This window comes from Vibrio sp. 10N.261.46.A3 (assembly GCF_041472995.1).
GTDB lineage: Bacteria > Pseudomonadota > Gammaproteobacteria > Enterobacterales > Vibrionaceae > Vibrio > Vibrio coralliirubri.
This window is the reverse complement of sequence record NZ_JBFRRH010000088.1, coordinates 1-24096: the sequence shown is the minus strand read 5'-3', so window position 1 is coordinate 24096 and position 24096 is coordinate 1. Positions and strand designations below refer to the sequence as shown.

Sequence of the window (24096 nt, the reverse complement as noted above, 5' to 3'; positions counted from 1 at the left end):
AATATCAATATCAATATCAACGACATAAGTTTAATGTGGAGCTCTTCGCTATGTATAAATGGATCATGCATAAATGGATCATGCATAAATGGATCGTTCTTTTCCTATTGTCATTCACTTGTTTGTCTGCTCATGCGTTCAAAGTAGAGCCGATGTCTATGGAAATGACACCGCTTGGCAAAAGAGCTCAAATGACCATGAGGGTTGAGAACTCATCTCAAGAACCACTCACGGTTGAGCTTTCTCCGGTCTACATGACAATGGACAAATATGGCAAAGAAACCACCACTCCTGCTGATGATGAACTACTAGTGATTCCAGTGACCGCAATTATTGAGCCTGGACGATCACAATCGATTATGGTCCGGTATTTAGGCGATCCTTCTATCACAGAATCTAAGGCGTATCGCATTGCTGTTAAGCAAGTGAAAGTCCAAAGGGCTAGCAGCAATCAGGGGCAAGTAAGCCTTTTGCTTCAATTTAATACACTTATCAACGTCCGACCTCAGAACACGGCTTCTCAGCTAGAAGTCAAAAGTATCGAACAAAATGACAAAAGGAATAAATGGGTTCTTGAAGTACTTAACAGTGGTAATAGTTATGGTCGATTAACCAATACAACATGGAAAATATCTGATGGTAAAAATTCAACCTATTTAAAAGGCGTAGAAATCGCAAAACGAATTCCGGGAACTTTAGTCCTTCCCTACTCCACGCGTTTTTTTGAAATGCAGCCTCTTAAAAATTATGACGTAAACACCCTATCGATTGAAATAGAGCAGGATCAATAGTAATGAGACGTTATATTTGGGGAGCGCTCATTTCTTGCTTTCTGTGTGCACAAGCGTTTGGCATAACACTGTTTCCAACCGTCATCGAACTCAACACCGATCACCGGGCAGCATCTCAACTGGTTGTGACTAACAACTCAACACAAGCTCTCCCACTTGAAGCTAACGTTCGTCGTTTGAACTTCTTATCAGATGGCACGTTCGAGACATCTGATCTAGCGAGTGAAGAGATGTTTGTGTTTCCACCAGCCGCGATGTTAGCCCCCGGAGAACGTCAAGTATTCCGTATACAATGGTTGGGGAACAGAACACTCGAAACCTCTCAGAGTTATTTTATTCGTTTCAGTACCGTAAATATTGGCCAGAACAACGCGAGAATAGATAAACCTATCGGTTTAACCACCGGCATCAATTTACAAGTTCACTACAATGCGTTATTGCACATTCACTCATCCTCGTTAGAGCCTGACGTAAAATTACACATAGATGAACAAGGCAAATTAACACTCACTAATTCTGGGTCACGATTTACCTATACATCGTTACTTCATTTTGCGGGGCTCGAATCTCAGAGCCAAAAAGTACATGCGGCTTTAGGTGAGCAGTTTATTCCACCACACTCCACTATTACTTTCCCTTCTTCTTTAAATTACTTACCAATGGGCACTTACCATGGGCATGAAAACTGAAACCCATCACAAGATGTGGCAAGTTTTGTATGTCTTGGGATTAGTACTTTTTTATTGTGCCGCCTTAAGCCCTGCAGCTTGGGGGCAGGAAATGGTCTTGAATCCAACAGGGCGAGATATTCAACTTACCTCTTTGCTAAGGATAAGTGACACCATACTGGGGGAAGCGGACATTATCATTACCGCAAACAACGAGATCTTGTTACCGAAGGAAAGTACGCTTTCTCTCCTTTCTTCCGTCGTAACTCAAGAAGGTATTGGGAAACTCAATGACACGACAGACGATGAGATGCTGTCTCAGCATCATTTTGAGAGCGTAGGATTAAATCTGAGTTTCGATTTCTCGTCATTAGAATGCATCGTGACGGTACCACCTGAATTTAGCTTAACCCAACAACTGTCTATGAACGGTGCAGATGATTTTTATAACTATGCCGAACCAAGTTTATTAAGTGGGTACGTTAACTTTGCCCTTTCCGCCAATGAGACCCAATTTGTGGATCAGAATTCATCAAGGCAAGATCTCTATCGCGGTCAATTCGATTCCGCACTTAACATTGGTTTTCTAAACTTTGAGTACGAATCCTATTTAGAAAACAGCTCATCACAAGATTCGCGATACGTAAGAGAAGGATCTCGTCTTAATATTGACTTTGCAGAACAAGGCACACGACTTGTCCTCGGCGATATGTACAACAGTGGTCAATCTTTTCAAGACAGTACCGACATACTTGGTATTGGGTTAACGCGAGATTTCACACTCATTCCAACCAGAAATGCGCGACCACGAGCTAATCAATCATTCACTCTTCAAAGAGCTTCAAATGTCGATGTCTATATAGATGGGATCGCAGTCCAACGATTAACCCTCGGCGCTGGTAGCTATAACCTTAGTGATATCCCCCTAGCGCAAGGTAGCAATGATATTGTACTCGTCATCACCGACCGCTCCGGGAATGAAGAACGTATCGAGTTTTCTATTGCAACCGGTAACGACTTGCTCAATAGCGGTGAGTTCGAATATAGCATCATGTATGGAGCGCCTTCTGAATTACAAAATGGACAACTAGAGTACCTAACCGACGAGCGTATTTTCCATGGTTATATTGATGTGGGTATTAGCCCTTGGTTAACGTTGGGTACGAACTTTCAAACCCGTGAAGATCTTTATCAATATGGTGCCACCGCGTTACTTGCTTCTACATGGGGCGTCACTGAACTCACTGCCTCTCGTAGCGAACACCCTACATTTGGAACTGGCGACGCTTACAAATTTGCGTTCGATGCGGAGTTTTCCAATACGAACACGCTGTCCCCACAACTGAGTTTTAGTTATGAATATCTGGCCAACAATTTTACTGGGGTCTCAGGGTTTGATGCTTCCGATATCGATATCAACTTGACCACTCATTATGTGTCTGCATTCAGCTCCATTTACCTTGGTCAGTCTTTACGTGCCGCCATGACCCTCAATTACAGATCCGGAATAGACAAAGAGAACGATTATTGGCTGATTAGCCCGAGTTTATCGGACGGACTGTTTGATACTCCCGCCACCTGGAGTGCACGCGTTAACTATCGGCATAACGCAAGCGAAGACGATGACATCAGCACGACTGTCACCATAAGCTGGCCTCTTAGTCGACAAACTCGTGTCGTCGGTCGATACACCACAGAACTCAATGAAGCCGCCTTAGATTACAGCTATCAGAATAATATTGGTAACACAGGAGGGGTGTCGGCGTTTGCGAGTGTTATTACTAACGAAGAGACGGATGCCGATATGGATGCCGGGATTAACTATACGGCAAACCGTTATGAATTGAATGCGACCCACGCTTCGCGGCTGGAAGATATTAGTGGTGAAACACGAAACCACAGTACCGACGTAACTATTAGTAGTGCACTTGCTTTTGCAGGTTCATCTGTGACGGTCGGCAGACCCGTACGCGAAGCATTTGCGATTGTCACCAAACATAAGAGTCTTAAAGAGAATGACGTCGCTATCGATCCCACAAAAGACGGTGAGCACGCACGCGTTTATCTTAAAGGAGATGCAAGTGCTATGGTCCCAGACCTTGTTGCTTACAATGGCCAAGTAATCAGTTACGAGGTCGATAACTTGCCGCCAGGGTATGACTTAGGTGATGGCGCTTTTTGGATTAAGCCGGGTTATAAACGGGGCTTCCAACTCCAGATTGGATCTGATGCTGTATTAACCGTTATTGGCAAGCTATTCGATCGTCAAAGTAACAACCCTATTTCACTTGTCGCTGGCGTAGCACATTACCTTGGTGAGGCAAAACAGTTGCCAATTGACTTCTTTACAAATCGTAACGGCATATTTGCAATCTCTGGGTTAAAGCCAGGTAAATATCAATTAGTACTAGACACTAAAGAACAAGAGTCAGTCATCATTTCCCTCAGTGAACGCAGTAACAACTTGATAAGACTAGGAGATGTGTATGTCGAATAAACAAGTACTTTGGGGATCCTTGTTCCTCATTGCCATAAACCATGTACCTTCGGCATTGGCATGTGAAGCTAGTGCGTTGACTATTCAACCCGTCTCATCGAAATCACAATATGATGTTTTCAGCGCAGGCACATTCGCAACAATAAACACTTACCGTATAGATGCGAACATAATTGGCGAACCCTGCAACTTAAGCTTAATTTTGCAGCTTAACGATACAAGCCGCTCGTTAAAAGGGTCGAACCAAGACAAACTCAACTTTGAGTGGTCAGGGCAGATTGGCATGCCGGTTGCTAATCAATGGCACTTATCAATAACCGATAGCCACCCTTCGGCAACGATACAAATGCGATTTCCGAGCAAGCAATGGTTAGCGTCAGGAACCTATCGAGGGCTTTTAGAAGTCTCGCCTTCTTATACCTCTGATAGTAAACAAGTGGAAATTAGCCCTAGTTCCATTCCGGTATCGGTTAACGTTCCGCCTGCTGCGAAAATTCATTTTTATGGATTGACCCAACAACATTATGACCTTGATCTAGGGACATTATATTCAAACAAGATTATTCGCTCTGCACCTAACCTATGGGTTCAAAGCAATACAGCTTATACCATCGTATTCGAATCATCCCATCAAGGAATGCTACGTCATGAATCTAATGAGACTAAGTGGGATATTCCATACCAACTTTCCCTCGATAGCGACAGAATAAACCTTGAGCAACTGGATGCGAGAATCCAACGTCTTTCCGCAACGATTGGTCAACCTATTCCTTTGAATTTTGTCATTGGTGAAACAGAGAACAAACCAGGAGGGAAATATGACGATACATTACAAATTTCTATTGAACCTCGACTTTCACAGCAACCATAATTATGCAATTATGTAAAAATTAAGCCGCAGAGCTCAATTTTATAAAACACAACGTCATAGAATCAAAACTTGATTTACCAGGCTCGGGATAAGTTATGCATAGAAATAATTTAAAGCACATGCTCCTAATTGGTGACAACGGTATTAACAACCAGTTTATTCAGCGCGAAATAGAAAAATACAGTGATTTTTCTTTTAGCAGAGAATGTATGACAAGCATTGGCCGCTCGAGTAACCGTAAGACTTTCGATGTCATCCTTATTAGCTACTTACTATTAGCAAATATCGAAGATATCAATATCATTTTATCAAAAGTAGAATCAAATAAATGGGTAGTCTACGATGTTCCTGCTGACATTACCGGACAGAGTATTACCGTAATGCAATTATTCAACTTGTTTAATATAAAAGGAATCATCTATCAGGACGCTCCTGTTGATCACCTTACCCGTTGTTTAAAAACAGTGTGTGACGACGATTTGTGGTTACCGAGAAAATTAATGTCACATATTCTATCTAATAGACACGATTACACTTTCAAGTCGAAAGTAATACTATCTAGCCTTACGAAAAGAGAGGTTCAAATATTCAAGCGCGTGATTAGAGGAGATTCAAATTTAGAAATTTCAAACGAACTATTTATTTCAGAAAGTACAGTAAAAACGCACGTATACAATATATATAAAAAAATAAATGTAACAAACCGCAAAGAAGCAATAAGAAAAGCATATTTTATCAATAGCTTAGAGACTATTATACAGCCGGATATAAAGCTCAAAGTATAACTACAATCCAAATATAAAAGTAAATTAGAGTCACTATCAGGCTCGATAACAGTTGACGAAAGTTTCCTTTCAAAGCTTGGTGCAAGTTCCCCCTTAACAAGTTTCTGCTCTGAGATCCAACAACTGCACGTCACAAAAACTTAAGCCTCACGACACATTTCGACTCTATGACTCACAGCTTTCAAAAAACTTAGCTGCTCCAATTTGCACAAGACTCTCCTAGTAAGCTGCAAAAATTCACTCTTAACCATATGTAATTGCTCATCTATAGCAAATAGAACTTGAGCTTCCCCTTAAGGTAAGCTTTATAATCATGTTTTTACCAGAGTAAAAACGTGCATAACCTAACCTTCGCTCTAATACCATTAGCTCTTTCCTCTAGCCTTCATGCCTCTGATTTTGGCGATCCTGAACTAGGTAAAGTGAAATCACCAAGCTGCGTTTTTTGTCATAACCCCACCAGCCCGTCGACTGATAATTCCTACCCCAAGCTTTCTGGTCAAGATCCAACCTATCTCTTTAATACAATGAAAGCGTATCAAAACGGAGATAGGCAGGGCGATTACGCGGATATGATGCGAGCGCAACTAAGTAAGCTTAACGATCAAGATTTGAAAGACATAGCGGCTTTTTACGCTTCACAAGATTAGCGGCTCCTACCTTCATTAGGTCGATCATAAGCTAAATAAGCATCACCAAAAGTCGCCTATACTTCAAGCAAACTCACTGAGCTCATTGAAGGTCGGGATAGATATACCTTTACACGTATCATCCAACCCTTACAATGTGCAGCAAATATATTTATCAAGGTTTATCTCTATGTCTATTCAATGGTTTCCGGGTCACATGCATAAAGCCCGCAAAGAAATCGAAGAAGTTATCCCACAAGTTGATGTGATCATCGAAGTACTGGACGCTCGTATCCCGTTCAGTAGTGAAAACCCAATGATCTCTTCACTGCGCGGCGATAAGCCTTGTGTAAAAGTGTTGAACAAGCGTGACCTTGCAGATCCTGAACTGACTCAACGTTGGATTGAACACTTCGAGAAAGAGCAAGGCGTTAAAGCGATTGCGATTACGACTAGCGTAAAAGAAGAAGTTAACCACGTTATGGAGCTAGTACGCAAACTGGCACCGCACCGTGAACAGATGGGCAAGAACATTCGTACAATGATCATGGGCATCCCGAACGTGGGTAAATCGACCATCATCAACTGCTTGGCTGGACGTACGATTGCGGTTACTGGTAACCAACCTGCGGTAACTCGTCGTCAACAACGTATCAACCTGCAGAATGGCGTGATCCTTTCAGACACTCCAGGAATCCTTTGGCCTAAAGTAGAAAACCCACACAGTGGCTTCCGCTTGGCTGCGACAGGCGCTGTAAAAGATACAGCAATGGAATACGATGAAGTGGCATTCTACACAGTAGAATACCTAGCAAAGCAGTACCCTAACCTTTTGCAAGAGCGTTACCAAATTGAAGAGCTGCCAGAGTCTGACATCGAATTGATGGAAGCAATTGGTCGTAAGCGTGGTGCACTTCGTGCCGGTGGTCATATCGACATTCACAAATGTTCGGAAATCCTACTTCACGAATTGCGTAACGGCACTTTAGGTAAGGTAACTCTTGAGCTACCTGAAATGATCACACAAGAGCTGATCGAAGTTGAAGAAGCGGCTGCGCTGAAAGCGGAACAACAGATTAAGAAAAAAGAAGAGCGCCGTAAGCGTTACTTGAAGAACAAGCGTTAATCGCGATTAATCACTCTCATATATCCCTCTAAACATGTTCACGTTCTATTTCATGTAGGACGTGAATATCGTGCCTCTCCTTTGTTGATCTAGCTAACATACTGACAAATCTATAGAAATGCTCGTTTACAATCATCAAGACTGTGACATACTACGCAAATTATTGTGTATCAATTTCGGCTAGTTTCTCAATGCGCTCTTATACTGGGTTCAAAAATCAGCGATTTAAAACCTATTTCGACAACGAAATTTATCTGCCGTACATAAATTTCATCTACATCCCGATCTCAATATTCTGTGCTTTTATTGTCACGGACTATATTCACTTCGGTGCAGAGTGCATCACACCTATCGTCTTTCGTATCATCTTGTTCTTGGTGATGATGGCCGTCGCTCAATATTGTATAAAAAACAAACCTAACGTTTTAGAGTTCGTAGAAAGTGCCTTTCTTGTCATTAGCTCATTGTTTTTAGTCTATGTTGGCAGACTAGCGATCGACCTTGGGAATTTCGATTACCAAGGTGGCATTGTTCTAGTGATGATCTACATAGGCACATTTTCTAGGTTATCTGCCAAGTACAGTATTACAACACTTTCATTTGTCTTCGCCACTTATATCATTGGCTTAACGCCACTACTTTATGCAGCAGAGCCTACTCATGAGATAGAGACAATTTCTGTTTATGTGTCCGCATATATCTTAATTTCAGCAGCCTGTATTAGACGTGATTTAGAAGTACACAAACGCTTTGCACAATCAGAACAACTCCGAAAACAAGCGATTCAGCTTCGCAAACAATCCAATATGTTTGAAGCGCTTTCCTATAAAGATGCGCTCACGGGCTGCTACAATCGCCTTTATCTTCATCAGGTTATAGAACCGAGCATAGAGCGTCAGCTATCCATTACATCGATCATGATAGATATTGATCATTTCAAATCGATTAACGACACCTACGGCCATCAAATGGGCGACATGGTGATTAAAGAACTGGCCGATGAGATTCAAAAACGACTACCGACCAGCAGTAACTGCTTTCGATACGGCGGTGAAGAGTTTTTGGTGATGGTCCAAGGAGAAACCGAGGCTTCAATTGAATCGCTGGTTAATTCCCTTTTAGAATCCCCTGCTCGTCTTAGATTAGAAGTAACGATTTCAATCGGTGTAAAATATGCACCTCAGGCCCTTGGCTCTGTCGAGCAACTTATCGACGACGCCGACCAAGCACTCTACATTTCGAAGAAAGACGGTAGGAATAAGATCACATGGTGTGATTAATCACACAATATTTCACGTGCCTTTGCTAATCATTAAAACGACCATAGACCGAATCAAAAAGCCCCGAGCAACTTAATGCTCGGGGCTTTTGTCTTTGTTCTTCTGCTTTAAAATAGCTTCGCTAAGAACCTGCTACTTAGCAAAAACCAGTATTCAACAAGAATCGACTAAGAATACACGACGCTTGCTGTTTTCTGTTCAAGTTCAACGGGAGAGTTCCAAGAAATCACTTTCTCGTTCACTTGGCTGCCGCATGGTGCGTTCCAAACTTGCTCGAGCTCTTCTTTACCACCAATCGCTTCATAAAAAGCAATCGCTTGGTGGTTCTCAGACATCACCTCTAGGTAGAGCCCTGAGTCCGAATAGTATTGCTGCAACCACTTCGATAATTCAGACAGCAGACGCTTGCCTACACCTCGACCGCGATAATTATCGTCTACGTGTAATGCATCAATGAACGTGCCACGCTCAAAGTTGTGATTACCAAACGCGCAAACGAAACCAACCAGTAAACCGCCTTCTTCAAGCAATAAAACATGTTGGTTAAAAGGAGGATTAATCAAACGAGTCTGCCAAATAACAGATCTGTCCTCCAAAACATCATTTTTTAAGTAATCATCAGCAAGAATGCCACGGTAATATAGCTTCCAGCTATCCGCGTGTAATTGGGCAATCCGCTCATAATCTTTATATTCAGCTACCTTAATTTCCATTTATTAGCCCTTAGTACTTCCATTTATGACTTGCTACTACATTTCACACTACCTTTATACAATATTTAAGCAAAACATACTAATACACGTTTACACTTTCAATATTGACTTACACGTGTACGCTGATATTCTAGCGCACAGATGTAAGCCCAATTGGAAATTTGCTAATGAATAGTGCCGACAAACAATCTACAAAAAAGCCGCCATTAATCTGGCTCAATATTTTTGTGTTCTCTTTTAGTATGCTGCTTGCTGTTGTAGCTGCTCCCGTTTATGGCTACTTTTTTGGCTATGGCATGGAGCACTGGATATGGCTAGCAATCTGCTTTACGTTCTGTAACCTTTCAATCACGACGGGTTATCACCGCTTATGGTCACACAAAGCGTTTGAAGCGCATTCAAGCCTAAGATTCCTGTTTGCTTTAGGTGGCGCATTTGCCCTGCAGAACAGCGCGCTACACTGGTCTTCTGATCACCGTGTCCATCATAAGCATGTCGATAACAACGACAAAGACCCATACTCTGCAAAACGTGGGTTTTGGTACTCACACATTGGCTGGATGATTCGTAATTACAGCACTTCAATGTACGAAAACTACGAAAACTGCCGTGACCTTAAAAAAGACAAGATTGTTATGTGGCAGCACAAGCACTATGTTCTGTTGGCATTGCTAATGAACTTCGGTGTTCCCATCGCTTTAGGTGTTATTTACGGTGACGTACTTGGCATGTTGTTAATCGTAGGCGCGGTTCGTTTGGTACTTAACCACCACACAACATTCTTCATTAACTCTCTTGCTCATATCTGGGGTAGTCAACCTTTTACCGACAAAAACACAGCCCGTGATAACGGTGTGTTAGCGGTTTTAACTTTTGGCGAAGGCTACCATAACTTCCACCACATCTTTGAGAACGACTACCGTAACGGCATCTACTGGTGGCAATACGATCCAACAAAGTGGTTGATCAAGAGTGCTTCGTTGATGGGACTGGCAAGTAAGCTTAAGAAAACCCCTCAAGCTCGTATCGAGAAAGCTGAAGCGTCAATGTTACTTAAACGCACCCAGCAAAAAATCATGCATCGTGCCGACAAGCAACAAATCGCGGAGAAGCTTCAACAAGAGTTTGATGCTCTAGTATCAAACATGAACGAGTATTACGAAGTTAAAAAGCAGCTACTTGAAAGTAAGCGCGAAGACGTTGTGAAGAAGTACGAACACTCAGTTCTTAAGGTTCGTTATCAGCAAATCAAAATGAATTTCGAACAACAGAAGAAAAATTGGGCAATGACAGTGGAACAATATGCTTAAGGTAAAACAGTACGCTTAACACCCCAGTAACAACACAGTTTGATTCTTATTCAAAAGCCCTCATATTGCTATGAGGGCTTTTTTAATTCAAAGCTCTAATTAAACCCATGAATTTCAAGTCTTTATTCTGATAAAAGACACTAGTTCCAAATGTCACATTTTCAATGCAACAACATGTCATTTTGGAGCCTTACCTGTGACGAGTGTCACTTACAGAATGATATCCATCTCATAACATGCGCGTCCCAAATTTCTTTCAGCAAATAGCGGACCCACTTTATGAAATTGTTAAAAACATCTATCGCTTTCGCCATATCTTCTGCACTTTTGATCGGGTGCAGCAGTGACACAGATTACGTTCAACCTGAGGAAGTAAAGATTGCGACTTACAATTTGTCTTTTGATCGCGCCACCTTCCAAGACCTTGTAACGGAAATGCAGATTGAACCAAGCGTTCAAACAAAATTAGTGACCGATTATTTGGATAACACGATTGATGACGCTGACAAAGAAACTGCAGCGAAAGTTATTCAAATCCGCAACGTAGCAGCCGTGATTCAAAAGAATCGTCCTGATGTGCTAATGATGGCTGAGTTTAACAACGACGGGACAGGTACTGATAAGTCAGCGCTAGAAGGTTTTCAAAAGAACTACCTATCTGTTGCTCAAAGCATTGAAGGTGCTGGTGGCGACGCGAACCTAGAGCCAATTTCATACCCATATTTTGAAAGCTACTCTACCAATACAGGTTTGTTGAACGAATTTGGCTTTGACCTAGACAACGACGGCAACGCGGGCACATTACCTGGAGATGCTTGGGGGTTCGGTTTGTACCATGGTCAATACGCGTTTGCTCTGATGTCCAAATATGAGATAGACACTGCCAACACTCGTACATTCCAAGAATTCAAATGGAAAGATCTCGAAGATGCCACTATTCCAACAATCACTGTTTGCGATGATCCTAGTAAGTTCCCAACAGGTATGGTTTGCGGCGATGAATGGTACTCAGCTGAAGAGTGGGAAGAAGTTCGTTTATCTTCAAAGAACCACGTTGATGCACCAATCCTAATCCCTACCAAAGATGGTACAGAAACCGTTCACTTATTGATGTCACACCCTACTCCACCAGCTTTCGATGTAGGTAAGAACATTGAACAAAACGCAGCAGAAGTAGACTTCTGGCACCAATACATCCAAAACAAGTCATTCATCTATGACGACTCAGGAAAAACTGGCGGCTTAGAGCAAGGTAAACACTTTGTCATGATGGGCGATCAAAACCTAGACCCAGTCGATGGCGACGGTATTAGTTCTGTAATGCAAGACTTGCATAACGACTCGTTAGTTAACCAAGAAGTCACCAACGGAAGTTTATACCCTACAAGTGATGGCGCAGCAGAGTATGCTGCTGATAAACCACTACAGCATCCACAACCAAGTCGCATTACTTCAAATTTTGGTTTAGCGGTCGATTACGCACTACCATCAGCGACGATGAACATCATTGATTCCGGAGTATACTGGCCTGCCACAAATGAAGATGGCCGTACTTTAATCTTTGATTCTCGAATCCCTGACTCTAATGGAGATAGTAAAGAAATTTCATCTGATCACCGTATGATCTGGGTGAAAGCGGACTTCAGTAACTAAGCTATTCAACTGAGAGCTAAGAAGCCCTTGTATTGCTATGAGGGCTTTTTAATGCCCCTAACTAGCTTCACCACCTCAAACGTGAATTGTGGATGCCGAGAACCATAGTTATTGGATTTCAGAACTCTTTCTTCAGTCTGAATTTATACTTATATTACTTAGACTTACCGAGTTTAAAGCGAAGGAATTGAAAATGAGCAAACTGACTATTATTGCAACGATCGTCTCTAAAGAAGACAAAACTGAGTTTGTAAAAGCTGAGATGATTAAATTGATCGATAAAACCCGTGTTGAAGACGGCTGTATTAACTACGATCTGCACCAAGACAACAGTAACCCTGCTCACTTCGTTTTTCATGAGAACTGGGAGTCTGAAGCTCATCTAGAGAAACACTTAGCGAGCCAACACATCGCTGACTACATGGCTGCTACTGAAGGTTGTATTGAAACCTTTGTGCTTAATAAAATGACGCACATTGCTTAACCAGTCACTCAGTACTGATTCAATAAAAACCCTGCTCTGATCGCAGGGTTTGTCTTTTCAACAGGCTTATATTTGCTCATTCTAATCATGAAAAAACCCGCCAGAGTAGCGGGTATGGTCAATAATCATGACTGTCAAAGACAGATAGGTAACAACCATCAATCCAATATTGAGTACCACTTTACAGTGGCACTCTGACATTTCTTTTGCTGATCGCTAGCACGGGGGCACTAGTTAAAAGCACGAGCCAAAATGCCATTCCCTTGATATTGGTAAACACTTGAATTACTACTTACAAAGACCGATTCTCCGGGCTTAAGAGAAACTGTACGACCTTCTGAGGTTATGGTCGCCTCTCCTTCCACACAGAACAATATCTCCGCGCTACGTAAATACTGTGACTTGCTCTCATCAGTCGCAGACAAGATATCAAAGCCAAAGTCATCCACCGGAATCGGATAGCTCATCTTGCCCTCTTTCAATACAGGCTTAAGACGAATATCTTCTGGCTTAATCGGCTCAAAGATCGTGTTGTCGATAAGCTCAGGGACATCGATATATTTGGGTGTGAGACCGGCACGCAGCACATTGTCTGAGTTTGCCATGATCTCCAAGCCTGTGCCCTGAACATAAGCATGTGGGGTTTCTGCGAATAGGAACATCGCTTCACCCGGCGCCAGTTCAACCGTGTTAAGCATTAATGGCGCAAATAAGCCAATATCACCTGGATAATACTGCTTGAACTCAATGCTGTATTGCAGAGCTTCTCGTCCCATGACCGTTTTTGCTGGTCGCGTATGTGCAGCATAAAGCTCATTAAGCGCAGACGCTTTGCGGTCACCTTCAAGAGAAATAATGGCGCTAAAGAAAGACTTCAGAGAATCACTGTCGGCATTGGCTTTTAGTACATTAAGTTCAATCGCTAACGAAGGAATATCCGCTTCTTCGAACAAAGCAATAATATCGTCGATTGGACGAAAGCCATTCATCGCTTTGTAAAAGGTCAACGCATAAACCAACTCAGGTTTATGATTTGGATCTTTGTAGTTACGATTAGACGCATTCAAAGGGATGCCAAGTGCATTCTCTCGCTCAAAACCTAATTCTGATTTTCGCTTGTTCGGGTGAACCTGAATCGATAACGGAGTTTCAGCGGCCAACACCTTAAACAGGAAAGGTAATTCACCAAAACGTGCCGCCGTGTACCCGCCTAAGACATCGATTTTGTTTTCATCAATCATGTGAGAAAGCGATTCACCGGTATCGCCTACCTTTGAACAACCATTTGGATGAGCACCCATCCAAATCTCTGCTTGAGGTTCTTGGTTTGGGTTCACAATACCAAACAGTTGGTTGATGGAGTCTTTGCTTCCCCATGCGTAATTTTGAATAACGTTATCGAGTTTAAATAGAGACATAATTACTTCTCATTAAAAATCTGGCTGCCAAGCTTGAGCGTGGCGGCGATATTACGGGCAGTGCGAGTCAGGTTTTGATTCGCTTCTGATAAAACTTGGTCTAAAGACTGAGGTGAACGTACGGTTCCAAATAGGCTAGACATTGAATCGTAAAGCTTTTCAACGTCTTGTCCCAAAGAGCCCGCAATTCCAATGGTTGGAATACTCAGCTTTTGAGCTCTCTGAGCGATACCGAAAGGTGTTTTACCTTGCAGGGTTTGGTTGTCCATCTGCCCCTCTCCGGTCACGACCAGCGAAGCACCTTCAAGAACCTTATCTGCATCCAAAGCATCTAATACCATCTCAATACCCGCTTTAATTTGGATATTGAATGCAAGACTTAACCCCAGAGGTGTACCACCAGCCGCACCAAAACCAGCTGTGTCGCGATGATTTGTACCCGTATGTGTTTGAGCGATATCGGCAAAGTGACCGATCGCAGTATCAAGTTGTTCAACTTGAGCTTGTGAAGCCCCTTTTTGTGGACCAAACACGGCACTTGCTCCACTTTCACCACACAGTGGATTATTCACATCACATGCGACCACGAACGTCACTTCTTTGCATCTAGGGTGCAGTCCATCAAGATCGATGCTCGCTAACTGGCTTAACTCGGCGCCGCCAGCAGATAGCTCGTTGCCTTGCTTGTCTAATAACTTGCCTCCCAACGCTTGTAAGATGCCAGCACCCGCGTCATTGGTGGCACTACCGCCCAGACCAATGATGATTTGTTCCACGCCTTTATCTAGGGCATCTCTAATCAACAACCCAGTGCCGTAAGATGATGCTGTAAGAGGTGATCTTTCTTCTACGGTTAATCGGTCTAAACCCGATGCTTGGGCAAACTCCACCAAGGCAGTTTTTACCTTTTGTCCATCAACAGCCTGCTCTAAGGATGCCCAGTAAGCCGTACATTCACGTCCGATTGGATCCGTCGTATGCAGCCGTTGTTTCTTACCATTAAGCGCGTCTAGCAACACGTCTACCGTGCCTTCTCCGCCATCGGCGAGTGGCATTTTCACAAACTCTGCGCGAGGAAAAACGTCAGCAAATCCACGCTCAATACAAGACGCAACTTGATGAGCGTCGAGTGATTCTTTAAATGAATCAGGGGCAATTACAATTTTCATTGTCGTTCACCATTCCCGCCCACCAAGGTGAGTGGGTGATTATAATTAGAATTTGATTTGGAATGTTTTTGCTTGGCAAGATGCCAGCTGGCCGAAGGTTTCAGTTGCGACATCACCTTCGCGTACGCGCTCATCCATACTTGTTTCTTTCCAGCTTGAAACGTTTTGAGTGAAGGAGATTGAATCTGACACTGAACCTGTTTCTGCCGGGTTGTAGACACGCATGATCAGTGCATCTTCGTCTTCCGCTTTCTTCAGTACACTCAGTACCGCACCTGATTGTTGCTTAGACAGAAGGCTAAAACTCATAGGTAGGTTCTGCTCACCCACGTTTAGCTTCATCGCGTTGTAAGGGATCTTGTTGTAGCATTCGATTTGAGTGACATTGTCACGTGCTTGCGCCATGATGTTCGCGTCAATGTGGTTACCAGAGAAGCCACACAGTGTGAATTCACACACTAACTTGCCGCGCACTTGTGAATCTGGTGTCGGGATCTTGATGCCTGATGGACGGCCCGGACGAAGCAATAGCTCTTCTTTACCCAACACGCCGATACCACGGAATAGTGTCAGTGCGAAGGTATCTCGGTTTTCGTCACCTTGAGATGCAATCACTTCAAATTCACGTAGGCCATTCGACATAATCGCCATGCCCGCTTTGCCGTTTTCTAATGCAGCGAAGTTCATCAGTTGGTAAACCGGAACCGGTGCTTCTTTCCACTTCTCTTCTTCCCAAACCGCCATTGCTGGATCATTGGTTGGTCGAGTAATACAACCGAACTGGTTATCTGCAACCACAGTTTCAGAAACGAATGGCGTTGGTACTAGCACACGTACACGGTGGTCGTCGGCTTGGTTATCTAGCTCCATACGGACTTCAATGCGGCGAGAACCTTGCTTCAATACCACTTGGCATTGCGCTTCAACGAATCCGTTTTGACCCGTGCGTTCTTCACGCTCTTTAAGGTTTGCAGGCACGTTCATTCGTAAAGCGATGTTCGCTACCGATTGGAAGCCTTGGTGATCAATCGAAGTTTCGACTGGGAATTCGTCTGAGTACAGTAACCACTCTTGACGAGATGGAGAGTAATCGTACTCATCGCCGTCATCAGAACCGTCTTCTAAACGAAGGACTTGGTCGAATACTTGCTCTGTCTCTTTATCGAAAATAGTCAGAGTACCGTTGTCGTTTACATTGATTCGGTAGTACTCGTTCTCTAGTAAGTAGTCTTTTTGTTCTGCAACTTTTACTGCACCCTTCTCGTTACCTTGGATGTGCAACGTGGTGAAGCCCATCGCTGGCACAGTGCGTTTGATTTGAATATCAAACTCCATAAACGGGTCGTAGTTACCGTAATGAACGATTTGACGGTCTACTTTGCCTGGGTCAATTTGGCGCTTGTCTTGGATAAAGTACTCAACAGGGTTTTCGTTTTCATCAAAGATAGAGAACTCTTGTGCACGGATAGTGATAGTCGTGTTAACCACTTCTTCACGCTCGTATGGAGAAAGGTTGAACATCGCCAGTTTGTCGCAACCTTCGCGATCTGGCATGTGGTCAACAATCTTACGCTTGTAGAAGTGAATCAGGTTGGTCGCCATGTCGTCCGCAAGGATGTAGCGGTTTAGGATCTCAGCGTGAACCTTGTCTGAACAGCAGCAACCAATCGAGTCGTGAGCGTGGTTCTTCATACTCTCTTTCCACATTTTCTCAATCAAACCGTGGTGGTATTCAAAGCCTAATGTCCAAGCGATAGACGCTAGCGGTTCTAAGATATTTACAATCTTGTTTTCGATTTCTGCGTGGATCAGTTTGATGTCCATACGCGTAGAAGAGATCGTACGGTGAACACGCATGTATTTACCGTCGTTGAACTCGCCTTTAATTGTGTCGAGTTGGTCGCGCGCCGCTTCTACTTTCTCGAACACTTCTTCGTAACGGCTCATTGAGAATTCACGATCTGGGTAGATTTCGCGAAGCTTATCCATTACTTCAAAGATGTCTTTTTGAATCGGCATTTGGTCGTGGCCGTTCGGTAGCAAGATATCTTTAGTCACCGATGGCTTTTCTAGCACTGGGAAGTACTTATCTAAACGAGCACGCAAGCCTTCTTCGTCTTGTGGAAGGTATTTACCAATCGCGTAACCTAGCGGAAGCACTTGTGCCGTCACTTCACTGCCGTCATTAGACTGCCATAAGAATTCTGTTTTGTTAGTGCCATGACGCTCTGAACAACCACGCCAGAACATTGCACGAGTGATGTCGAAGCCGTTGTAGATCATTGGCAGCTGTGAGCTCATGCTGAATGAATCTGGTAAGTAACCAATCTTCATTGCATCGCCAAACTTCATACAGTCACGAATGCCATACATCATGTTACGTACAATTGACTCACCAGAAACTTGCATTGTGTCGGTTTGAGAATACCAAGGGCCAATAATCAGCTTGCCCGCTTCAACCAATGCTTTTACGCGTTCAGTGTTTTCTGGTTTGATTGCGAAGTAATCTTCTAGAACGGCGGTTTGACCATCTAGAACGTAGTATTTGTATTCTGGATCACTCTCCAGACGGTTCATGATTTCTTCCATGTTGTTCACAAGAAGAATGCGAGACTCTTCTGTTGTGAAATACCATTCACGATCCCAGTGCATGTGTGGAGTAATATGTACGCGTGATGTAGTCATAATCATTTACCTAAATGTGTCGCTTCGAGTAAAACTAAAGTTCGAACCCAAATACGACTAAATTAAAGTTTTTCAAGGGGTTAAAATTGGCTGCCACTAAAATTAGGGTGCAGAAAACCACGCCCAGAATCTGTGTGAATAAAACCGTTAGGAGCACAGGTATTTAGGACAGCCAGTTGTTTGTTATTTTTTATATATTGATTTCGCAGTGAGTTAGGAGCTAACTCAAAATTCAGTTAGTTCTGTGTTGCAGTGCTTGCTTCAAACTTACCCTTTTTTACAGCATGACCACGCCACATCAGAAGAGTAACAGTTGAAATCACTGTGCCGACAATCGCAGCACCGAACCAGATTGCAGCAGCAGAGAATGCGCCTAAACCTGAATCGTGTAACAAGAAGATAGAGAAAATACCTGCACCCGGAGTTGATAGACCAATACCTGCCGCGCCAACCATCGCACCTGTAACCACTGATCCTAGTAAGAATGAGCCGATTACACGGATTGGATCTTCAATCGCCATTGGTATTGCGCCTTCGGTAATACCCGCTAGGCCAAGTAGCCATGTAGATTTACCGGTTTCAATCTCAAAGTCTTTAAATAGGCGTGGAGCGATCATGGTTGAAGCCGTTACGGTGAACGCTGATACCATTTTTACTGAACCAAAGATTGCGTATGGGCCATAAACACCGTTCGCCATTGCACCTAAACAGAATGCGTAAGCGGCTTTGTTTACCGGACCACCTAAGTCGAATGATACAAACAGACCAAGAATCGCACCCAATAACAGCGCATTGGTGCCTGACATACCGTTCAACCAGTCCGTTAGACCTTGGTTTAGGAACGCTACAGGTTTACCGATAACAAATAGCATCAAGCTACCTGCCACCAAAGTACCGATCACCGGATAAAGGTAGAAAGTAAGGAAGCCGTTAAACGCAGGGCCTAAGCGAACATGCTCTTTTACCCAACGCATCACGTAACCAGCAATCAAACCACCAACAACACCGCCTAGGAAACCAGAGCCAATGATGTTTGCTGCAATACCTGCGGCAAAACCAGGACCAAGTGCCGGTTTATCTGCTAATGAGTAAGCTGTGTAAGCTGCCAGTACTGGCACCATCAATGTACCCAGTAGGCCGCCACCTAGTTTGCGATACATCCATAGCCAAGAATCTTTTGTTGCGTAGAGCTCTTGCAGGTCAAAAATTTGCGCGATAAGAACAGCAACCGCAAGCACAGTACCACCAGCAACGATAAGAGGAACCGCATAAGAAATACCAGAAAGCAGTGCTTGTTTGAGCTCTGTTTTCAGTGGCACTTTCTTAGGTTTGTCATCAGTAGCAACTTTACGCTCTGCACCGTTACCTTTTTTCGACTCTTCAATTGCTTCGTTTAGAATGCGTTCACCGTGTTTAATCGGTTCTGCAACTGGCGTTTCTACACGAGGAATGCCGTTAAAGCGCTCAGATTCTTTAATCGCAACTTCAGCAGCAAATACACAAGCCACTGCATTGTTTAATTGCTCAGCCGTTAAGCGATCTTCAATACCGTTTGCGCCCTGTTTTTCAACATGCACGTTATAGCCAAGCTTTTTGCCCGCCTTTTCAAGATATTCTGCCGCCATATAAGTATGAGCAATGCCAGCAGGGCAAGCAGTAACACATACAATTGTCGGCGCATTTGTATCTAAGTTGTCTTGTTTTTCTTCTTGTTGATTGTCGCCATCAAGAAGCGCAAAGATTTCTTCAGCGGTTGTCGCTTTTAATACCGCTTCGCGAACATCGTCATCAACCAATGTAGTTGTCAATGCAGTGAGCAGATGCATGTGGGTAGAACCCGCTTCTGCATTTGGAATCGCAATTAGGAAGATAAGATTTACATCTTCGTCTTCATCCAAGCCTTTCCATTTCATGTCTTCTTTTAGTGTTGCTACAGCGAAGCCAGCTTCTTTAACCGCGTCAGTCTTGCCATGCGGTACTGCTAGGCCTTCACCAAGCGCTGTCGGGCCTTGCTCTTCACGAGCAAATACTGCATCAAGATACTCTTGCTTGTTATGCAGTTTGCCTTGCTGATCCAGTTGGTCAGCAAGTGCGTAAATCGCTTCTTCTCGACTGCTAAACGTAGTTTGCAGATTTACGAGCGACTTATTCGTTAGAGTAGTAAGTTTCATAACCTTTGTCCCATAGTCACGGATTAGTACGACAGTCGTCCCTGTCGACGAGAAGAATAATACAACTTCAAGACATTTAATCCGTGATCACGATCTCATCAATACATATTTGTATTCAATTTGCATTTAAATCGTATTGGTAAATCCTTTAAGAAAGCTTGTTATGTATCGTTTAATTTGTATTATATGTACTACAAAACGCCGATACGACGCTCACACTAACCTTTAAAGCAAGGCTTATATAGAGCAAATTTACGTATTTAAGGTACAGGTTGTTAATCAAAGTCTAGTTGTCCTAGCGCACAAATGAGGCAAAAATGGCAAGACTCCCTATGTATCGCCAAATCGCCGATGCAATAAGAGAAAAGATCAGTTCTGGAGAATATAAAGTTGGAGAAGCACTCCCAACAGAAGCGCAATTGCGTGAAGTATTCTCGGTAAGTCGTGTAACGGTTAGACAAGCGCTGAAACTACTGATCGAAAACGATGAGCTTGAAAGCGTTCAAGGCAGCGGCACTTACGTCAAAGAGAACAAGATCAATTACGACATCTACAAACAGTCGAGCTTTCAAGAAAAGTGGGCGCATTTGGATGTGGTTACACACAGTGAAGTTCTGGCCTTTGAAATGAAGCCGTGTTCTTTGGCGATGTCTGAACATTTAGATATCAAAGAAGGCGAATTGGTTTTCTACGTAAAACGTGTTCGTTTCATAGACAACAATCCAATCACGGTTGAAGAAACTTGGTTACCTGTTGCCCTATTCCCAGATCTCACCTATCAAGTGATGCAGACATCAAAATACGACTTTATTGAGAACACCAAAGGCATGGTGATTGATCGAAGTGAGCAAGAACTGGTGCCGATTCTTCCACCTGAAGACGTTGCTAAACAGTTAGGTATTGACCCAGCTCAGCCTATCATTGAAAAACGTACTCGCGGTTACCTCGCCAATAACACGGTGTTTGAATACAGCCGCAACTACTTCACGTCTAACGATTACCGATTTACTTTGGTCGCAAGACGCCAGAGATAATGCTCTTCAACGAGTTTCTATAATAGCAAAATGACTAACACAGAGAGCGCCTTGTTCTCTGTGTTTCTATGCTGTTAACTCAATCATAAACCCAACTTTCCTCCCCAAATATTCCTAAACCAATATCAAGTAACCTCACGAAAGATCATTCACATTCATTTAAATACTGTTCTGGCGCTTTGACCATAAACTAAGCGCCAAATTACAAGAACAACAGTCGACAGGAATGTAGATGAATACCAAACAACTTGAGGACGCTGTAAGTGAAGTGAGCTTATTCAATCAGCACCTCCATTTAATCCAATCCGTGCATACCATTCCGACCCCAAAAATGAATTGGGAGTCGATTGCGATGGAACCTGCGCCGACAATGCCAACGGTTCGATTCGATCATAAAGTCAAAGCCATGGAAGCTCTCGATGAGTACAAACCTAACTGGCTAGATATTCTGCTAGGCAACAAGTCGAAGTTGTACACCCTCACCAATAATATCGAGCGTGCCGCCGAACAAGACATCGAGCAATATAAGACAGAGTTTGTACATTGGGTTCAAAGCTACAGCTACTGGGCCAAGGGCAATCAATTATCGAAAGGTATATTAAACAACGATAGTGAAGCAAAACTATCAGCCCTTTCCGAAGCTCAACAGAACTCGATTAACGCCGCGGTAGTCGACACTAAGCTGATTAACCATAACTTCAATACCTATAAGAATGGTCACCTGCTAGAAATCAACATTCAGGTTAATAAGCACAACGTGATCCCTAAAGAAAAAAAGGTATTGTGCCAAGGAGAAGTGAAGCTTGAAACGATGTCTCTTTCTGAAAGCAATGCCTTATATCGAGAGTATGTCTGCAGCTGTATTCTTAAGTGCGCGCAAGATGCTTTCAATGTGTTACCCGAGACGAGCGTTGTGATCAATGTTGATCAGATTTCAGCTGATCAATCGAGCGAAACCATCGTTTCATGCCATGTCGAACAAGGGCTACTCGAGTTCTTGTTAATCGAAGACGATAAACCCTCTGAGATACTTGAATTCTTTGTCCACATTGAAGATTTCAATCCTCATCGAGGTAACGGTTTCTCAGCGATAAAAACGATTTTTTCGCCTTTGCCTATGGCGTCATAACTCACACGCATTTTCGATTCAATCATTGACGACTCTTCACGACTAGCCTTGCGTTCGTCGTGTTCAATCACCTTATATACCAAACCATTATGTCGACACACGCTATCTCACAAACAACGCGCCCATTAACCAACACAGTTTCATACACACGCTCCCTAGCAAAGCTACCTTTATTTCTCATCGCGTTCTCTATGCCTATATTTGGAAAAGAGGCTGGAGAAGAGGTTGAAGAAGTGGTACTCGAGGACGACATCGTATTAAGCGAACGTTCTGAGGTACAAGAAGAAGCTGAAGAATCCCCTTTTACGACCCTGACCAAGCTCGGGGTTATATACTCGCAAAACACCAGCTCATCCTTGTCGATCAACTCTGGAATCTCTGTTGGTTACAAAAAAGAGAACTGGGGCCAACGAGTTCAGTTTGATACCTACTATACCGATGCTGAAAACGATGAAGACGGTACCAATCGCTATACCACCAACTATGGCATCAGCTATGACTTGAACGAAGTCACCTATTTGGTCGCGACAACCCGTTTTGAACACGACCACTTTGGTACTTATCGTAAGCAATTTATAACGGCTACAGGATTGGGTCGCCACTTTTATGATACTGAAAGAATCAAACTTCAAGGCTCCGCTGGCCCGGGTTACCGAATCAGTAAACGCCAATCCTCCGATGAAGAGTTCCCAAACAAAGAAAACTACGAACTTATTGCCAATGCCAGTATCGATGGCTCCTTAACGCTCACTGAAACGTTTTCTATGGGTGCCACGGCTAACATGGCTTATGGTGAAGAAAACACGAACTACAACCTGAAAGGCTATCTAAAGAACATTCTGATGGGCAATTTGGCTCTGACTTTTGATACCGAATACATCTACAACACCACTGTTGCATCAGACCAAAGTAATGCCGAAATCTACAGCTCAATGAACCTCAACTATGACTTCTAATTAACGCTTCCCCCATCGAACATGCAAAAGGATTTGCGTGATCGTCCTAATCTTCTCCATCACTCCTTAATTTGTTCATCACTAACTATTCCTGCCGCTTATTTACTTAAGCAGAGCCGCCAAGCCGCAATTTGATTATATAGAAAACGTTAATTCTGTTTTGCCCAGCGCCCCGTTTATCTACAAACCTTGGTGTAATAGATTGGTCGCAAGCAAACAAAAGGAGCGAACACATTATGTTATCTAATCAACTAGAGCGCGCACGCGCCATCGATTTACCGACACGAGAAGCGATGCTTCAACGAGCTCCTTCTGTACAACAGTTTTGGGACAACAATAAGGGCTTGTTCAGCGAGGCTTGGAAAGAATGGGAAGCAAGTGCAGAAGGCAGCCAATTGGATTTCGATGATTCGCTGTTAGATGCCCGCCTACGTGAAGCTGTCAGAGAAGCTTGGCAAAATCCAACGAAAGAAATCGCGGTAAAAGACTTGCTCAAAGAGATCTCTCCTGGAGTATTTAAGTTCCAGTTCTTTGATGCTGAACGCCTTGCTGAGTTGCGTGACTACTTGGAAGCGGTCTCTAACGCTCAAATCCCGCTGCGCCCACCATATGGTATAGTGCTTAACCGTGGTGGAGCAATGTTAGACAGCCGATCTGAAGGTTATTTAGCCGCGCCAAGTTTCCAAGCGTTTTACCGAGATTTACTCGACAGTTGATCAAATATAAA

At 43.3% G+C, this 24096-nt stretch carries 19 protein-coding genes and 1 pseudogene; 15 read left to right on the top strand and 5 right to left on the bottom strand.

All coding sequences use genetic code 11. The annotated features are described in order from the left end of the window. Positions 1–65 precede the first annotated feature (65 nt). From AB4484_RS19805 to AB4484_RS19770, 8 genes are all read left to right on the top strand, one after another. Positions 66–791 (top strand): molecular chaperone, encoded by a 726-nt coding sequence (locus tag AB4484_RS19805; RefSeq protein ID WP_372079958.1) that lies wholly within the window; start codon positions 66–68, stop codon positions 789–791. Positions 792–793: 2 nt separating this feature from the next. Next, a complete protein-coding gene (locus AB4484_RS19800) occupies positions 794–1480 on the top strand; it encodes a molecular chaperone (protein WP_050634208.1) in 687 nt (228 codons plus the stop codon). Beyond that, entirely contained in the window at positions 1464–3956 is a 2493-nt protein-coding gene (locus AB4484_RS19795; RefSeq protein ID WP_372079953.1) for a fimbria/pilus outer membrane usher protein, read from the top strand. The genes AB4484_RS19800 and AB4484_RS19795 overlap by 17 nt, the downstream gene beginning before the upstream one ends. Continuing rightward, a complete protein-coding gene (locus AB4484_RS19790; protein WP_372079951.1) occupies positions 3946–4827 on the top strand; it encodes a hypothetical protein in 882 nt (293 codons plus the stop codon). The genes AB4484_RS19795 and AB4484_RS19790 overlap by 11 nt, the downstream gene beginning before the upstream one ends. A gap of 95 nt (positions 4828–4922) precedes the next feature. Next, a complete protein-coding gene (locus AB4484_RS19785; RefSeq protein WP_372079950.1) occupies positions 4923–5612 on the top strand; it encodes a helix-turn-helix transcriptional regulator in 690 nt (229 codons plus the stop codon). Between the two features lie 335 nt (positions 5613–5947). Next, positions 5948–6262, top strand: coding sequence for a cytochrome c (locus tag AB4484_RS19780; RefSeq protein WP_372079948.1), 315 nt, complete (start codon positions 5948–5950; stop codon positions 6260–6262). A gap of 169 nt (positions 6263–6431) precedes the next feature. Continuing rightward, positions 6432–7367 carry a ribosome biogenesis GTPase YlqF gene (gene ylqF, locus AB4484_RS19775; protein WP_029405588.1) on the top strand — a complete coding sequence of 312 codons (936 nt, stop codon included), beginning with the start codon at positions 6432–6434 and terminating at the stop codon, positions 7365–7367. 254 nt (positions 7368–7621) lie between these two features. Further along, on the top strand, positions 7622–8647 hold the full coding sequence (locus tag AB4484_RS19770) for a GGDEF domain-containing protein (protein ID WP_372079956.1): 1026 nt from the start codon (positions 7622–7624) through the stop codon (positions 8645–8647). A 167-nt stretch (positions 8648–8814) separates the two neighbouring features. Here AB4484_RS19770 and AB4484_RS19765 read toward each other — a convergent pair whose 3' ends face one another. Continuing rightward, positions 8815–9360 carry an N-acetyltransferase gene (locus tag AB4484_RS19765; protein ID WP_050644159.1) on the bottom strand — a complete coding sequence of 182 codons (546 nt, stop codon included), beginning with the start codon at positions 9358–9360 and terminating at the stop codon, positions 8815–8817. A 167-nt stretch (positions 9361–9527) separates the two neighbouring features. Here AB4484_RS19765 and AB4484_RS19760 point away from each other — a divergent pair, with 167 nt between their 5' ends. The 3 genes from AB4484_RS19760 to AB4484_RS19750 all read left to right on the top strand — a co-directional run bounded on the left by AB4484_RS19760 (position 9528) and on the right by AB4484_RS19750 (position 12807). Continuing rightward, positions 9528–10670 (top strand): fatty acid desaturase, encoded by a 1143-nt coding sequence (locus AB4484_RS19760; RefSeq protein ID WP_050620701.1) that lies wholly within the window; start codon positions 9528–9530, stop codon positions 10668–10670. A 279-nt stretch (positions 10671–10949) separates the two neighbouring features. Further along, positions 10950–12323, top strand: coding sequence for an endonuclease/exonuclease/phosphatase family protein (locus tag AB4484_RS19755; RefSeq protein ID WP_372079945.1), 1374 nt, complete (start codon positions 10950–10952; stop codon positions 12321–12323). A 193-nt stretch (positions 12324–12516) separates the two neighbouring features. Beyond that, on the top strand, positions 12517–12807 hold the full coding sequence (locus tag AB4484_RS19750; protein ID WP_372079943.1) for a putative quinol monooxygenase: 291 nt from the start codon (positions 12517–12519) through the stop codon (positions 12805–12807). Between the two features lie 230 nt (positions 12808–13037). Here the strand turns inward: AB4484_RS19750 and manA are convergent, their stop codons facing one another. The 4 genes from manA to mngA form a co-directional block, all read right to left on the bottom strand. Beyond that, a complete protein-coding gene (manA, locus tag AB4484_RS19745) occupies positions 13038–14225 on the bottom strand; it encodes a mannose-6-phosphate isomerase, class I (RefSeq protein WP_372079941.1) in 1188 nt (395 codons plus the stop codon). Between the two features lie 2 nt (positions 14226–14227). After that, positions 14228–15394 (bottom strand): glycerate kinase, encoded by a 1167-nt coding sequence (locus tag AB4484_RS19740; RefSeq protein ID WP_372079939.1) that lies wholly within the window; start codon positions 15392–15394, stop codon positions 14228–14230. Positions 15395–15439: 45 nt separating this feature from the next. Beyond that, entirely contained in the window at positions 15440–18079 is a 2640-nt protein-coding gene (gene mngB / locus AB4484_RS19735; protein WP_372079937.1) for a mannosylglycerate hydrolase, read from the bottom strand. 236 nt (positions 18080–18315) lie between these two features. Further along, positions 18316–20250: a PTS 2-O-a-mannosyl-D-glycerate transporter subunit IIABC gene (gene mngA / locus AB4484_RS19730; protein WP_372079935.1), complete on the bottom strand. Its 1935-nt coding sequence runs from the start codon at positions 20248–20250 to the stop codon at positions 18316–18318. 317 nt (positions 20251–20567) lie between these two features. On the opposite strand from mngA, the gene AB4484_RS19725 reads away from it, so the two are divergent. The 4 genes and pseudogenes from AB4484_RS19725 to AB4484_RS19710 all read left to right on the top strand — a co-directional run. Further along, positions 20568–21284 carry a GntR family transcriptional regulator gene (locus AB4484_RS19725; RefSeq protein WP_009845448.1) on the top strand — a complete coding sequence of 239 codons (717 nt, stop codon included), beginning with the start codon at positions 20568–20570 and terminating at the stop codon, positions 21282–21284. A gap of 232 nt (positions 21285–21516) precedes the next feature. Continuing rightward, on the top strand, positions 21517–22413 hold the full coding sequence (locus AB4484_RS19720) for a hypothetical protein (protein WP_372079933.1): 897 nt from the start codon (positions 21517–21519) through the stop codon (positions 22411–22413). A 191-nt stretch (positions 22414–22604) separates the two neighbouring features. After that, positions 22605–23369, top strand: a complete 765-nt coding sequence (locus AB4484_RS19715) for a YdiY family protein (RefSeq protein WP_372079931.1) — start codon at positions 22605–22607, stop codon at positions 23367–23369. Between the two features lie 236 nt (positions 23370–23605). After that, positions 23606–24082 (top strand): annotated as a pseudogene (locus AB4484_RS19710) (2OG-Fe(II) oxygenase); the annotation flags it as partial. Between the last annotated feature and the right edge of the window lie 14 nt (positions 24083–24096).